Origin of the sequence: Halorubrum sp. Hd13, from assembly GCF_002252755.1 — an archaeon.
Lineage (GTDB): Archaea > Halobacteriota > Halobacteria > Halobacteriales > Haloferacaceae > Halorubrum.
The window spans coordinates 1-14,673 of record NZ_NHOY01000015.1; the positions used below are offsets into that span (position 1 = coordinate 1).

The 14,673-nt window shown below is 64.2% G+C and carries 12 protein-coding genes and 1 pseudogene; 6 read left to right on the forward strand and 7 right to left on the reverse strand.

Going from position 1 to position 14,673, the window contains the following annotated elements; genetic code table 11:
* Window positions 1–71: 71 nt before the first annotated feature.
* Both DJ81_RS01990 and DJ81_RS01995 read right to left on the reverse strand, forming a co-directional pair.
* On the reverse strand, window positions 72–671 hold the full coding sequence (locus DJ81_RS01990) for a hypothetical protein (RefSeq protein WP_094588191.1): 600 nt from the start codon (window positions 669–671) through the stop codon (window positions 72–74).
* Window positions 672–756: 85 nt separating this feature from the next.
* Entirely contained in the window at window positions 757–1,338 is a 582-nt protein-coding gene (locus DJ81_RS01995) for a bacterio-opsin activator domain-containing protein (protein WP_212589815.1), read from the reverse strand.
* A 175-nt stretch (window positions 1,339–1,513) separates the two neighbouring features.
* On the opposite strand from DJ81_RS01995, the gene DJ81_RS02000 reads away from it, so the two are divergent.
* The 3 genes from DJ81_RS02000 (at window position 1,514) to DJ81_RS02010 (ending at window position 2,797) form a co-directional block, all read left to right on the forward strand.
* The gene (locus DJ81_RS02000; RefSeq protein WP_094526480.1) at window positions 1,514–2,155 is read left to right on the forward strand and encodes a helix-turn-helix domain-containing protein; all 642 of its coding nucleotides are present in this window, start codon (window positions 1,514–1,516) and stop codon (window positions 2,153–2,155) included.
* Between the two features lie 214 nt (window positions 2,156–2,369).
* Window positions 2,370–2,615: a HalOD1 output domain-containing protein gene (locus DJ81_RS02005; RefSeq protein WP_094526479.1), complete on the forward strand. Its 246-nt coding sequence runs from the start codon at window positions 2,370–2,372 to the stop codon at window positions 2,613–2,615.
* Entirely contained in the window at window positions 2,612–2,797 is a 186-nt protein-coding gene (locus tag DJ81_RS02010; RefSeq protein WP_094525287.1) for a hypothetical protein, read from the forward strand. The genes DJ81_RS02005 and DJ81_RS02010 overlap by 4 nt, the downstream gene beginning before the upstream one ends.
* Before the next feature lie 105 nt (window positions 2,798–2,902).
* Here DJ81_RS02010 and sufD read toward each other — a convergent pair whose 3' ends face one another.
* From sufD to DJ81_RS19945, 5 genes and pseudogenes are all read right to left on the reverse strand, one after another.
* Window positions 2,903–4,117, reverse strand: a complete 1,215-nt coding sequence (sufD, locus tag DJ81_RS02015; protein ID WP_094525286.1) for a Fe-S cluster assembly protein SufD — start codon at window positions 4,115–4,117, stop codon at window positions 2,903–2,905.
* Between the two features lies 1 nt (window position 4,118).
* Window positions 4,119–5,549, reverse strand: coding sequence for a Fe-S cluster assembly protein SufB (gene sufB / locus DJ81_RS02020; RefSeq protein WP_094588195.1), 1,431 nt, complete (start codon window positions 5,547–5,549; stop codon window positions 4,119–4,121).
* A 52-nt stretch (window positions 5,550–5,601) separates the two neighbouring features.
* Entirely contained in the window at window positions 5,602–6,522 is a 921-nt protein-coding gene (locus DJ81_RS02025; RefSeq protein ID WP_094526476.1) for an ABC transporter ATP-binding protein, read from the reverse strand.
* Window positions 6,523–6,655: 133 nt separating this feature from the next.
* Window positions 6,656–12,316, reverse strand: coding sequence for a DNA polymerase domain-containing protein (locus tag DJ81_RS19860; RefSeq protein ID WP_394338286.1), 5,661 nt, complete (start codon window positions 12,314–12,316; stop codon window positions 6,656–6,658).
* Window positions 12,314–13,240: pseudogene (locus DJ81_RS19945) on the reverse strand (3'-5' exonuclease); the annotation flags it as partial. The gene DJ81_RS19860 and the pseudogene DJ81_RS19945, both read right to left, overlap by 3 nt.
* A gap of 102 nt (window positions 13,241–13,342) precedes the next feature.
* On the opposite strand from DJ81_RS19945, the gene DJ81_RS19035 reads away from it, so the two are divergent.
* The 3 genes from DJ81_RS19035 (at window position 13,343) to DJ81_RS02040 (ending at window position 14,669) form a co-directional block, all read left to right on the forward strand.
* Window positions 13,343–13,516: a hypothetical protein gene (locus DJ81_RS19035; protein ID WP_170938219.1), complete on the forward strand. Its 174-nt coding sequence runs from the start codon at window positions 13,343–13,345 to the stop codon at window positions 13,514–13,516.
* A gap of 143 nt (window positions 13,517–13,659) precedes the next feature.
* Entirely contained in the window at window positions 13,660–14,172 is a 513-nt protein-coding gene (locus tag DJ81_RS02035; RefSeq protein ID WP_094588199.1) for a hypothetical protein, read from the forward strand.
* Between the two features lie 26 nt (window positions 14,173–14,198).
* The gene (locus tag DJ81_RS02040) at window positions 14,199–14,669 is read left to right on the forward strand and encodes a hypothetical protein (protein ID WP_094527638.1); all 471 of its coding nucleotides are present in this window, start codon (window positions 14,199–14,201) and stop codon (window positions 14,667–14,669) included.
* The last annotated feature ends 4 nt before the right edge of the window (window positions 14,670–14,673 follow it).

A 14,673-nucleotide genomic window follows, 5' to 3' on the forward strand; every position in this document is an offset into this window, starting at 1 on the left:
CCTTATCTGAACACCGTCGTAGCCGGGGGGTCGTTCGCACGGGCCGGCGCGTCGAGAGGGCCGCCGACCGCCTATATCCCGAGCCAGTCACTGTTCCGGATCTGGTGTCCCTCTCGCCGAGCGACCTTCGCCGCCTGCCGACGGACCCCGCGCGAAGCCGGGAGCGCCCCCTTCTCGCGGATCCGCTCGACGACCCAGTCGCGGATCGCCGCGATCGCCTCGTCCTCGTCGTCGGGGCTGACCCGCTCCAGTTCTTGGAAGGTCCTCTCGTAGGCGTCGTACTGCGAGCCGTCGAGCTCCTCGTTCGGTAACACCTCGCTGGTCTCGACGATCCGCTTCATCGCCGCGGCGACCGTGGGACGCCGTATCTGTACGCGGACGCGGTCCGGGGAGTCGAACACCACTCGGTCCGTGTCCGGGACCAGCTGTTCGACGGTGTGCCGCTCCGTCGGGGACGCGACCTCGCGGTCGCCGATCGTCGAGACGATCTCAGCCCCCGTGACCGGGAACTCCAGCCGTTCGAGCTCGGGCTCGACCTCGCCGAGATCCGCGGTGTCGAGCTCCGGTTCGGGCTCGTCGCCGCGTTCCAGCTCCGCGTCGACGTCGCGCCGTCGCTGTCGGTTCTCCTCGTCCCGGGCTTGGTCCTCCCGTCCCGCTTTATCATCTGCCATTCTCCCGTGTACGACTCCCGACGGTATATTGCTGTAGGTAGTGTGAAATTACTACATTCCTGAAACAATGAACGTCCGCACCGCGCTACTCGTTCCGGGCCTTCCCCTCGTGCTCGTCGATCACCGACCGCAGCCGCCGGGCGAGAGCTCCCTCGACGCTCTGGACTCGCTTCTCGTCTGCGTCGTACTCGACGAGACCGGCGGCCTCCAGCTTTGGCAGGTCGGCGTGATGCAGCCTGGTTCGGGGCCGCCGCCGCTGGGCGTCCGTCGTCGTCCCCTCGCGCCGAGACTCGCGACGAACGTCGTCGACGAGCGACTCGTGGCTCGGGAACCGGACCTCGAACTGCCACGTCGACGGAGTCCCGACGCCGTCTCGGATCTGGCCCCCGTTCGCCTGCACCGCGTCCACGAGGGCGTCCCGAGTCGCGTCCCAGTCCAGCGTGAACAGCGTGCGGTCTTCGAACACGTCGACCGGGGTGGCCCCGTCGACTGTCGGGTGCCGTTGGACTCCGTCCACGAACGAGTCACGCGAGGCGTTGTGGATCCAGAACAACGGGGCTGTGGCTCCTCCGAGGGGGACGAGCGTCTCGATCTCGACGGTGGAGTTTCCCTCGACCGCGAGTATTCGTCCGAGTTCGAAGTTCCCGGACGACACGCGGAACTCCACGATCACACTCATTAATCGATTCCGAATGAGTGGTTCTCGACCCGCATACAAAGAAGACAGACATGGGATACCATGTTCGCGTCGAGCGTGACGGTCGACCGCTCGTTCGGTCCGGCGGTCGGCTACTTGGTACACCATACTCGTGCATTATCCCGGTCCGGAGCGATCGGTGGCTATGGCCACGGTCATGGAGTTCACGAGCCCGGCGGACGAGTTCCCGCTGGGCACGGTGTTCGAGAACCTGCCGGGGGTGACGGTCGAACTGGAACGACTCATCCCGGCCGCGTCGCTCATCATCCCGTACTTCTGGGTCCGCGGCGCGCGCGCGTCAGACATCGAGGCCGCCTTCGAGGCGCACCGAGGGGTCGTGAACATCGAGCTCATCGACGATGTCGACGGAGAGTACCTCATGCGCGCCGAGTGGGAAGACGACTACTACGGCGTCCTGACCGCCCTCGCGCGAGCCAATATCGTGGTGCTCTCGGGTATCGGCACCAAGGAGGGGTGGCAGTTCGAAGTCCGCGGCGAGAGCCGCGATCGGATCGGCGAGTTTCGGACGGACTGCCAGGCTCACGACATCTCCATCGAGATCACCGCCGTCCACTCGCTGCTTCCCGTTCAGGGCGACGGGTACGACCTCACGGAGACCCAGCGGGAGGCGCTGGTGTTGGCGTACGAGATGGGGTACTTCGACTCGCCGCGGACGGCGTCGCTGGAGGAGATCGCCGCGGAACTCGGCATCTCACAACAGTCGCTGTCCTCTCGGATCAGACGCGGCCACCGCCGGCTGATCGCGAGGACGCTGATCGCGGAGTGACACGTCGCTGCTCGCGTCGGGATCCGATGACGACGGACATCCTTTCTGCTTGTAAATACCTCCTGTATCATCAGTGCCACACCTGAACCGACGCAGCGTGCTACGTCTTTATATGTCTGCCGAAGACACTGAAATCATTCTCGAGTCGTTTACTTTTCGTCCGGGGTCGGAGACGTATCTGGCACGCTACGACAAGGTGGAGACTTCGGCCAGTATGGCGGTTGTTGCGACCCTCACAGAGATCTCAGACGTCGATCCGACTGAGATGGACCCCCTGTTTCGATCGATCGACGTCGAGTCGCTCGACGCGCTCTTCAGGGGTGCGACCGACGGCAACGTTCGCGTCACCTCCACGGTCGCGGGACGCGAGGTCACCGTCACCAATGACGCGGTGATCGCGAACCGCACGCCCGACGACGACAGCGGGACCGTCGGGATCGGTGAGGTCCCGTCCACGTGAACTCCGGAGACGAGACGCCGTCAGACGAGTCGGCGTTCCGCGACGAACTACGGTCCCTCCTCCGCCGCGCCCACGAGCGAGACGTCGACGTCGAGGGCGGGTGGGAGTGCCGGAACGGCGCCGAGAACCCGGACTGGGACATCATCGTCTCCGAGGTGCGAAAGCCGGACGAGTCCGAGTAGCCGCGCCGAACGCTCTTTGCGTCGAGGCGTCTCGAACGCGTCCGCGAGCGGCGGCGTCGTCGCCGCGGCCGTTTCGACGTCTCCGAAAAAACGCGACGACTCCGTCTACTGGAGCCGCTGGAGGACGAGCTCCTGAACGTCGTCGCGGAACTCGTCGACCGCGATCTCCTCTAACACGGGCACGAAGAAGCCCTCGACGAGCATGTTCCGCGCCGTGTGGGAGTCGATCGTGCGGCTCTCGAGGTAGAACAGGTCCTCGGCGTCGACCTGCCCGACCGTCGCGGAGTGCGACGCCTCGGTGTCGTGGTTGTGGATGATCAGCTTCGGCGACGCGTCGGCCTCGGCGTCGTCCGACAGCATCAGCGTGTTCTCGCGCTGGTAGCTGGACGTGTTCCACGCGTCCTCGCCGACGTCCTGAACGCCCTCGTAGACGGAGCGGGCCACGTCGTCGAGCACGCCGCGCGTGACGAGGTCGGCCGTCGTGTGCTCGGCCTGGTGCCAGACGCGGGCGTTGATGTCGAAGTGCTGGTCGTCGGTGCCGAAGAACGTCCCGACGATCTGGCTCTCGGAGCCGTCGCCGCTCAGTTCGGTCTCGACGTCCGAGCGGGTGAGCTTCGAGCCGAAGTTGCTCTCGATCCAGTCGACCGTCGCGTACGCGTCCGTCACGCCGCGCTTCAGCGAGTACGTGTACGAGTCGTCGTCGAGGTTCTGGAGCGAGCCGAACTGGACGTTCGAGTTCTCGCCCGCGGCGATCTCGACGAGGTTCGAGAAGTAGCGGTCGCCGTCGACCGCGCTGTCACCGCTCTCGATCGACTCGAGGATCGTCACCGACGACGACTCCTCGGCGACGACGAGCGTCTGGCTGAACAGCGAGCGGGAGTTCATCTCCGCGCGCACCGTCACGTCCTCGACGTCGACGCCCTCGGGGACGTAGACGAACGTGCCGGTCGTGAACAGCGCGACCGACAGCGCCGTGAGGTAGTTGTGCTCGGGGTCGAGCACCGAGCCGAAGTTCGCCTCGATGACGTCGCCGTACTCGTCGAACGCCTCCGTGAAGGGCAGGACGACGACCTCGTCGTCGCCGGCCGACCGCTCCGTGGCGTCGGACTGGTTCAGCGGGTCGACGAGCGCCTCGAAGTCGAGCGACTCCAGGTCTGTCCAGCGGCGCCCGGGCGTCTGGATGACGTCGGGCAGATCGGCCGTCTCCAGCGCCGAAAGCGCGTTCAGACGGGTCTCGAGTAGCCACTCGGGCTCGTCGCGTTCGTCGGCGATGCGTCGTACCGTGTCCTCCGAGAGGCTCTCGATTGCTTGCGTGCTCATGTTATCCGAGCGAGCCCTCCATCTCGAGTTCGACGAGCCGGTTGAGCTCGACGGCGTACTCGATGGGCAGCTCCTCCGTGATGGGCTCGATGAAGCCCGAAACGATCATCTGTTTCGCGTCGTCGTCGTCGAGGCCGCGCGACTGGAGGTAGAAGATGTCCTCGTCGCCGATCTTCCCGACGGTCGCCTCGTGGGCGACGTCGACCTTCGACTCGTTGATCTCCATGTACGGCATCGTGTCCGACGTCGACTCGTTGTCGAACATCAGCGCGTCGCATTCGACGGCGGTCGAAGAGTTCTCCGCGCCGTCAGCGATGTGGACGAGGCCGCGGTAGTTGGTGCGGCCGCCGTCCTTCGCGATCGACTTCGACTCGACGGTGGACTTCGTGTCCGGCGCGTTGTGGTACACCTTCGCACCGGTGTCGATGTCTTGGCCCTCGCCCGCGAAGGCGATAGTGATGTGGTTGTCGGAGGCGCCGCGGCCCTTCAGGATCGTCGAGGGGTACAGCATCGTTGCCTTCGACCCCATCGACCCCGAAATCCACTCCATGCGCCCGCCCTTCTCGGCGATGGCGCGCTTCGTGTTCAGGTTGTACGTGTTCTTCGACCAGTTCTGGACGGTCGAGTACTGGACGTGGGCGTCCTCGTCGACGAACACTTCCACGCCGCCGCAGTGGAGATTGAACTTCGAGTACTTCGGCGCGGAACAGCCCTCGATGTAGTGGACTTCCGAGCTCTCTTCGGCGATGATGAGCGTGTGCTCGAACTGGCCCATCCCCTCGGAGTTCATCCGGAAGTACGCCTGCACCGGCATGTCGACGGTGGTGTTTTCGGGGACGTAGACGAACGAGCCGCCCGACCAGATGGCGCCGTGGAGCGCCGCGAACTTGTTGTCGCTCGGGGGGACGCACTTCGTCATGAAGTGCTCGCGGACGAGCTCTTCGTGCTCTTGGACGGCCTCGTCCATGTTACAGAAGATGACGCCCTTCTCCTCCCACCGCTCCTGCATGTTCTGGTAGACGACCTCCGACTCGTACTGGGCGCCGACGCCGGAGAGCGCGTTCTTCTCGGCCTCCGGGATGCCCAGCTTGTCGAAGGTGTCTTTGATTTCGTCCGGGAGCTCGGTCCAGTCGTCCACGCCGGCGCGGACGTCGACGTCCGGCCGGATGTACGGGATGATCTCGTCGACGTCGACCTCGCTCAGGTCCGGCTGGCCGGGCCAGTCGGTCGGCATCGGCATCTCCTGGAACTGCTTGAGGGCGCGAAGGCGCCGCTCCAGCATCCACTCCGGTTCGTCCTTGTCCTCCGAGATGACGCGGACCGTCTCCTCGGTGAGGCCCTTCTCGGTCTGGAAAGCGGACTTCTCCTCCTTCTTGAACTCGAAGCGGGCCTCGGTGTCTGTCTCTTTGAGATCGTCTTGTTGTGAACTCATGATATTATGTTACGTGTTCCCCCGTTTATTCCTGTTGCGTGACCATTTGTGGTTACGCCGCATCGAACGCGTCCTCGCGGACCCAGTCGTACCCCTTGTCCTCGAGCTTCTCCGCGAGTTCCGCCCCGCCGCTCTTGACGACTTGGCCGTCGAGCATCACGTGGACGTGGTCGGGCTCGACGTAGTCTAAGATCCGCTGGTAGTGGGTGATCTGGAGGACGCCCGTGCCCTGCTCGTCGCGGAGGGCGTTGATTCCCTCGGAGACGTCTTGGAGCCGGTCGATGTCGAGCCCGGAGTCGATCTCGTCGAGCACGGCGATCGCGGGCTCCAGCATCGCGGCCTGCAGAACCTCGTTCTGCTTTTTCTCCCCGCCGGAGAAGCCGGCGTTGAGGTAGCGCTGCATGAACTTCTCGTCCATGTCGAGCAGCTCCATCTTCTCCGAGAGGATCTGCTGGAACTCGGCGACGCCGATATCGCCGTCGTCGGCGGCGCCCTCCATCGGGGAGGTCTCGTAGCCCTCGTCGTCCTCGTCGGCGTCGGCCTCGTCGGCCTCCTCGTCCTCGAACAGCTCCTCCCGCTCGTCCGCCTTCGCGTTGAGCGCCTGCCGGAGGAAGTTCGTCATGGTGACACCCTCGATCTCCGCCGGGTACTGGAAGCCGAGGAAGATGCCGAGCGCGGCGCGCTCGTTCGGCTCCATCTCCAGCAGCTCCCAGTGATAGTCGTCGTCGTCGAGGTCGGCGCTGATGTCCGCGACGTCCTCCTCGTCGAGGTGGAGCAGGACCTCGCCGTCGGTGACCTCGTACGCCGGGTGGCCGGCGATGACCTTCGCGAGCGTCGACTTCCCGGAGCCGTTCGGCCCCATCAGCGCGTGGATGTCGCCGGACTCGACGGTCAGGTCGACCCCGCGAAGGATGCGTTCGCCGCCCTCTTCCGCCACTCGTGCGTGAAGATCGTTGATTTCGAGAGTAGCCATGTGTATTCTCGTGCCTCGTACGTTGACGGTAGTGGTTGAGGCGGTTAATGGTTACGCATCCACCCGACAAAACTCTCGAATCAAGCAAGAATTTTTCCAACGATCGAAAACTGCTTTCTCAGAGACGACCCGCCTACATGAACGAGCCGAGTCCGGTCTGCTCCTGTCCGGTCTTGACTTCCTCCCACGACATGCCGAGCGCCTCGATGACGCGCTCGATGGGCCCTTTCAGCGTCTTGTCGAGCATCTTCTCCCAGTCGACCTCGAACTCCTCCGGGACCTGGTCGGCGTACTCGAAGCAGATCACGTCGGGGTCGCGCTTGAACTCCCCGTACAGGTGGTCGCGCTGCGGGTCGAGCCCCTTCTCTCCCTCCATCCGCTGCCAGAAGTCGGGGTGAACCTTCTCGATGTAGAGCCGCTTCGGCTTCGACCCGCTCCCGAAGTTGGTCCCGAGCATGAGGTTGGCGTACTTCGCTCCCCGGACCTGCGCGGTCGGCGTGTCGTAGGCGTCCAGCTTCTTGCCGATCCCGCCCGGGATCCCGATCTCGTCGAGGTCGACGTCGCCGTCGAGCACGCGGGCGATGACGTCCACGAGGTACGCCTTCACCTCCTCCATGTCCTCGTCGATGTCGTCGCCGGTGACGATCGTCTCGATGACGTTCTGCTGGACCTCCTTCGTGATCCCGGCGATGTCGGAGCGCTTGTACTCGAAGCCGGTGATGTCGATGTCGTCGACGTCTTTCCCCTCCTTCCAGATGATGTGGCCCGCGTACCGCTTCTTCTTGCCCGCTTGGAAGAACCGGCGGTAGAGCTTCTCGAACTCGATCTGGAAGCGGTGGAACTCGGCGTTCAGCTCGTCGCGCGCGAAGTCGTCGTAGCGCTCGTTGATGTGGTCCTCTATCTCGAAGGAGGTCTCGATCGCCTCCTCTTTCGACATGTCAGACAGAGAAAGCATGACGCTGTCGGTGTCGCCGTAGGCGACTTCGTAGTCGAGCTCGTTCGCGGCCTCCTCGGTGAAGTCGATGACTTCCCGGCCGGTCGCCGTGACGGCCGCCGCGCCCTCTTTGTCGTACAGGCGGAACCGGTCCCATCCCGTCACGCCGTACAGCGACTGGCCGACGAATTGGAACTTCCCGTTCCGCCCCGCGAGGAGCGTGTGGTTGTCCTCGACGGTCACGCAGTAGACCCCGTCCTCGGCCTCGCTCCGGGACCCGCTCCGATGCATCCGGAGCGTGTTCTTCCCGCCTTCCGTGACGTAAATCCGCCAGCTCCCGCTGTCGCGGTTGTAGCTCGCGGTGATCCCGAGGTGGGCACACAGGCGGAGCACGTCGTCTCGAAGCCGCTCGCTCGACGTCGTGTACCGCCACGATCCGGTCTGCCGGTCGCCGTCGCCGTCGATCAGGGTTTCCAAGAACGCGCGTTTCTGCGCCGTGCTCGCCTCGAAGACGCGATCCGGAATTCGCTTCTCGAAGCTCCCGTCGCCACAGCTGTCTCGGAGGAGATCCCCGAGCAGCTCCGAAGTGAACTGATAGCTGCGATCGTCGACGTAGTAGTCCAACCCCATCCGGTCTAGGAGCTCGCCGATCGTCGCGTGATCGGAGCTACCGCCGTCCGCGACCGCGTCCTGTGCGATCTTGACCGTGGTGGCCGAGCCCCGAACGTTCTCCCCGAATCGCTTCTCCTCGGACGTGTACACGTTTCCTTCCGTGACGTACCACGCGAGCAGTTCGAGGAAATCGTCCCCGTCGAACGTTCGCGGGATCCATTTTCGACCTGACTCGCGGTGAACGAAGCTCCGCTCACACACCGACTCGACGTACTCGCGGTGTGCTTCGAACTCCTCCGCCGTGAACACGTAGCCGGTTTCGCCGACGTCCGCCTTCGGAACGCGCCGCGGGGTCCATCCCAGTTCGGCGGTGAACGTGCGACCGTGGACGCTCGGCCGGACCCACACCTCGTACTCGCCGTCGACGAGTTCGGTCAGATCGACTTCGTCGATCCGCTCGCCGTCTGGTCCGGCCCAGTCATGGGGAAGCTGGTAGTTCGTCGCCCGATCGAGGTCGCCCGCCTCCACGAAACCGTACCCGTCCTCGGTGATTCCGTTCGTCTCGTTTTTCCGAACCAGCATCCGGTGGTTCGGCGTCACGCGGAAGTCGATTTTCGAGGTCTCGATGTCGACGAGCTCGCCTCGGTAGTCGGGGTACGCGTGGGTCTCTTCGACGGTCTTTACCTCCATCTCCTCCGTGTCGGGATCGAGCGAGTAGACGGAGTCGCCGACCGCCAAGTCCGTGATCGACCGAACGCCATCGGGAGTCACGACTTCGGTGTCCGGCGTGAAGCAGTTCATAATAACCTTGACAGCTCCCTGCTGCCGGTCGTACTGCTCGTACGGTTCGGTGCCGGGGTCGTGGTCGTTCCGGAGCGCCTTCTTCTCCTCGCGCTCGGAGAGGAGTTCGTCGACCATCTCGCGCATGATCCCGTCCGGCTCCTTCTGGAAGTGGGTTCCGTTGGGCGCGACGTACGTCTCGCCGTCGTACTCGGCGGGGTCGACCTTCGTCTCCGGGCCGGCGTTGATCGTCACCATGCACATCGGGTACAGCGACTGTCCGATCCATTGGAGGTGGCCGTTCCGTCCGGCGAGTACAGTGTGGTTATCCTGGGCTGTGATACAGTGTACTTGTCCGTCGTGCGGTTCGGTCGTGGCGTTCGCCTTTTTCAATGACCCTTGCTTTCCGATCGAGACGTACCACGTCCCGTCGGACTGTTTCGTAACCGTCGGCTTCTCGCCACACCGCACTCCGAGCCGGACGGCGTCCTGTTTCAGCCGATCGCTTTTGGTCCAGAACTTGTTGAGTCCGCTTTCTGTCCGGCTCCCGTCGCCATCGATGAGCGTGTCGAGCAGATGACGAAGGTGGCCCGCGTCGAGACCGAACACCCACTCCGGAAGATGTTTTTCAGAGAACCCGTCGCCGCAGTGATCCCGGAACCAATCGTGAAGGAATCGGTTTGAGATTTTGAACCGCGTTTCGTTGCTCGCGTAGTTCAGATCAATCCGTTCTAACAGATCCCGGATCGACTCTCGACCCTGCGGATCGCGTTGATGTAACACGATCCCGGGAACCTCACGAACAAAACTTCCCTCCGTGACGAACCAGCCCATCAGTTCAAGCCAGTCGTCCATGTTGAAGGAGAGGGGCATTTCAGCGTGTCCGCGATCGTATTTAAGAAGGGTCTCGTCGGCGTGTTCCTCGATCTGTTCGCGGTTCTGTCGATACACCTCGATCGGTATCAGATATTTTCCGGCTTTTCCATCAACCGTCGCGAGTCGAGATGTTCCCTTCGCCCGATCGAGTTCAGACTCGATTCCCACGGGCATCGCTGCTCGGAATCCGGTCAAGCCGTCGTGAGCGTACACGGCGACGTGGCCGTCTTCGACCTCCTCGAAAAGGTCGAACTTCTCGCGTTTCGATCCGGCCATCGGTTCGTGTATGGGGAATGCGAACCGCTCGTATTCCGGCACATCACGGTATTCGCTGAACTCGAAATCCGACGGGCCGAGATCGCTCCATCCGCGGCTCTGTGACAGGAGGAACCGGTGATTCTCCGTCACTTTAAAATCGTGCGTGTTCCCGCTGACGTGGTGTAGCTCGCCGTATTCGTTTTGGTACGAATGAGTCTCGGCGACTGGCTTGATTTCGCACTCAAACGTTTCTGAATTCAACGTGTAGACGGGATCGCCGACATTCAGTTCTGTTATCGGCTTGAGCCCGTTCGGCGTTGCGACGTCCGTGTCGGCGCTGAAACACTTCAGGTCCTGGACCGTCACCATCTCCTTGACGCCGGTGATCGGGTCGAAGACGGCGCCGCCCTCGAACTCCTCCGACTCCTGTTGGCCCTTCGTCGGGAGCGCGAACTTCCCGAACGCCTTGTGGAGGACGTACATGTCGACCGTGTCGCCGGGGGTCGGCGCGTCCTCGATCTTGCAGCCGACGAAGGTGCGCACCTCGTCCCAGAAGGCGATCACGTCCTGCTTCCGGTCGATCTCGACGCACAGCTCCACGTCGCGGATGCTGTACTCCAGCAGGCGCTCGGGGTCCTGCTCCCAGAGGTCGCCGATGTCGCCCGTGTAGCGCTCCTTCCCGACGCCGAGTTCGCGCTCGCCGACCGCGTCGAGGCGGTACGACTCCAGCTCGGTGAACATCGTGCGCTTGTAGGCGTACAGCAGGTCGAAGACGACCCGGCCCTTGATGTCGGGGCCGCCCCAGCCGGAGCGCCACACCTCCCCGATCCGGGAGAATCGATCCACCGAGAGATCATACTCGCTTCCCGGGTCAAGCTCTTCCATCCGGTCGAAAAAGTACGGGACGTCGAAGTCCTCACAGTTGTGAACGAGGCAATCGTCTGCGAAGAAATTGTGCGTGGTCGTCTCGATGTCGTAGGTCGTCTCCGTACCGACACGCTCCACGTCCTCAACCTTCACAAACACGTACTCCGGCCACTCGTCGAGAATCGTTTCGTGCCGTTTGAGATCGATTCCTCGGCGGTGTTTGTCCCGACCGATCCGCTTCTCGTCAGTGCCGGTGTCCGCCTCAAAGAGCGCGTACGGAATGTTCTCGCTCCGTCCACTTTTCCCGCCGTCCAGTGCTTTTAGCGCCTCTCGCTTTTTCGAGTGAGAGAGATGCGGGAGGACCCGATCCCTGAGTCGCTGGATCTCACGCTCTGCGTCCGGGACCCGCACCACGTTCTCACGCTGCTCTGCGTAGACGCCAAGCCGGCGGAATAGCTTCACGTACCATTCCCCGATGGATCGATTTTCGGCCGCAACGGTCACCGAAGACGAGACGTTCCCGTCCCCGTCGATGACTCCTGCCAAGAACCGTTCTATATACGACTCTGGAAGTTCGAAAACCGTCGAGAGATCGACTTCTCCCCCGTTTTTGTCACCGAACGGAATCCCGAGCCCATTGAACGTGTACATCCGGGCGTAGTCCAGTACGTTCTGCTTGTAGCATCCCTTCCCATCGGGTTCGAGATGCGTCTCACCGGGGAACTGTTCGTGTAACTCCTCGCGCGTGTTATAGAAACGGATTCCATCCTCGGGCGACATGGTCCCGTCCGTGAGAACCAGTCCCGCGAGATACAGCTCGTGGCCGGTGAGCTGCCTGTCGAGGTCGTTCCGCGTGCGGCGGTACTCCCTCCCGCCGTCAGGGAGCGCAACGTCGTATCGGTCAGACACAACTTGACATCGCTCCGGAGTCCAAACATCTGTCTTCGAGTGATGTAAGGTTCCTGTGGCGAGATCGAACTCCTCTGCGAGCTCCGAAACGGCGCCGTAAGGAAGTTCAGATTTGAACGATTTGATCGCCTCTTTACTTCCGAACCGCTGGCATTCGATCGGGACGAGATCACTGAGGGTCGGGACACGCTCCGAGTCGACATTCAATTTTCGCGGCTTGAGGAGATAGTCCCCGACATCGATCTCGCTTCCCAGCTTCCAGTCGACTTGATCATCGTCACCGACCATCACACGATGCTCCTCTGAACTGCGGAGATCAGTTCCATCCGCGAGCCTGTATCTGAGAATCTCTTTCTCGCTCTCCCACTTGTTCGTGACCTCCGCGGTCGTTGTCTGCCGTTCGTCGCTCCCTATCACCTCGTCTCCGACAGACACGTCCTCGATCCGTTGCTCGGTCCCGTCCGCTTTGAGAATTTGACTATCCGCCGGTAGACAGTTCCACCCAGTAAAAAGATCTGGGTCGGTGTCGTCGATGTAGTCGACGAACGCGTCGAGCATCGCGGCCTCCTCCTCGAACGTCTCGACCCTGAAATCGACCTCCTCGCCGTCGCTCGCGATCCCTTCGTAGTCGGGGAGGTCCTCGGGCGGCGGGATCTCGGCCTCGGGGGCGTCGTACAGCCAGACGACGTACTCGTCGTCGTAGGAGTCGTGGCTCGTGAGACAGATGATCGGCTCCTCGCCGTCCTCGGGGAACCCCCGGCGGTCGTCGACCTCGATGTCGAAGGTGTTCACGCGGAGGTCGGCGTCGACCTCGGCCGGCTCCAGCTGCCCCTCGTGGACCTGCATCGTCCCGGAGCCGTCGTCGAGCCGGCGCTCCTCGACCCGCATCCCGCCGTTGATCCCGTTGTCGATCAGGAAGCGGTTCGGGAAGAGGATGTCAGCCTCGAAGCTGGTCTCGAAGTCGTCGCGGATGTTCCCGACGTCGCGGGGCGTCCGGGTGACGATCCGGGTGAGCGGCTCGCCGCGGATGCTCTCGTACGGCTCGCCGTCCGGGCCCTCCTCGCGCGTCCCGATCACGACGTCGTACGCCTCGACGGGGTCGCGGTCGAGGTCGGCGGTGGGGACGTAGAAGTACGGCTCGACGCCCAGCACGCGGACGTGCTCGCGGACGTCGTCCTCGACGTCGCCGTCGACGGTCGCCGCCGGGCGCCGGCCGAAGACGTGAACGACGGGGTACTCGTCGCTCCCGTATCCCTCCACGGCGTAGTCGATCTGGGTGATCATCAGCTCGACGGTCCCGGTCGACTCCGGGAACTTCGCCTCGTCGACGTCGACGACGTCGCTGACGCGGCCCCGCCCGCCGCCGGCGACGACGGCCGCCTCCTGTGCGGCGAGGTCCTCCCGTTCGGTTTCCGTGCCGCCGTGCTCCCCCTCGTCCGCGTCCGCGGGCGACGAGAAGTCCGACAGCCCCGACTGAGTCATATCGGTCCTTCGGCGGCACCCGGCTAAAAAACTCGGCTTTCGGGTGCGGCGAGGACTCCCGCCACGGAAAGGCCTTTAATGTGTGATGACTTACCACGGTCCATGTCTTCGGACCCACGTTCGGAACCCGAGGTGGCTCGCCCGACCGGTCGCGACGCGGTCGACGCCGAGGTGGAGGTGTACGAGGACGACGGGAACGTGGTGCTGTTCGACGCCGCGAACCCCCTCGCGTGGGTCGAGGCGAGCCGAACGGTCCGGCTCGCAGACGCGACCTGACGCGGCGCTTCGGTTCCGCGCTCGTCTCATGTCCGTAGTGGCGGCGCCGGCTTCTCCGCGGCGACGCCATCCCCTCCGCGGCCGCGACGTCCCGACCGCGACCGGACGGAACCCCTTTGTCTCGTCCCCGCGTACGACCGCACGTGTTCAGCCTCGACGAGGACGACGAGGGCGAGGTCTCCTTCGGCGAGAGCTCCGACGCCGAGCGGGAGATGACGCCGGACATCCCGAAGGCCCCCTCGGTGAAGACGTTCGACGACGGGGGCGACTTCGAGGGCGCGAGCGACGTCGACTCCGGCACGCTCCGCGCGTTCGTGGTCGCCGTGATCTACGCCAACGCCGCGGTGTTCCTCGTCGCGCTCGGCCCGATGGTTTGGTACTTCGAGGGGTGGTCGCGCGTCGGTCCGGTCCTCCTCGTCGCCGGGCTTCTCGCCGGCGTTCGGACGTACCAGACGTACCGTGCTTGGGAGCGCTCTCGGGACGAGGCGGCCGACGCGGATGCCGATACGGATGGTATCGATGCCGACGCGGACGCTGTCGAGGCCGCTCGCTCCGGGGCTGCGGACGCTAAGGCCGACGACGCTGCCGACGCCGACGACGCTGACGACGCTGACGACGCCGACGACCCGGACGACCACACGCCCCCGGAAGCGTAATGAATTGGGGACTCTCTCCTTCGCCTATGCAGACGGTCCGCGACGCCGACGGCGACACGTACCTCTTGGTGAAGCGCTCCGCGGAGTCGAGCCGCGTCCGCGACCCGGCCACGGGCGCGGAGCGCTACGTCGACAACGACGAACTCAGCGTCGTCGACGGGGAGTCGCCGCTCGCGACCGCGGCCTCCGGAGTTCCCTCGTCGGTCCGCAAAACGATGCGCGCGGTCCACGACGACCGGTCGCTCGGCCTGCTCGCCGTGGTCGTCGACGAGGGGCCGCTCCCCGTGATCGAGCTGCTCGACGCGACGGAGCTGTGCGAGTCCGACCTCCACGGGACGGTCACCGAGCTCCGCGCGGCCGGCCTGATCGCCGAGGTCGACGTCGACGGCCGGCGGGGGTACGCCGCGACGGACGACGCGAGCGAGGCGATCGAGCTCCTGCGAGGCGGGCCTGAGGCGGACATCGCCGCGGGGCGCGACCGCGCCGAGGGCGGCTGAGCGA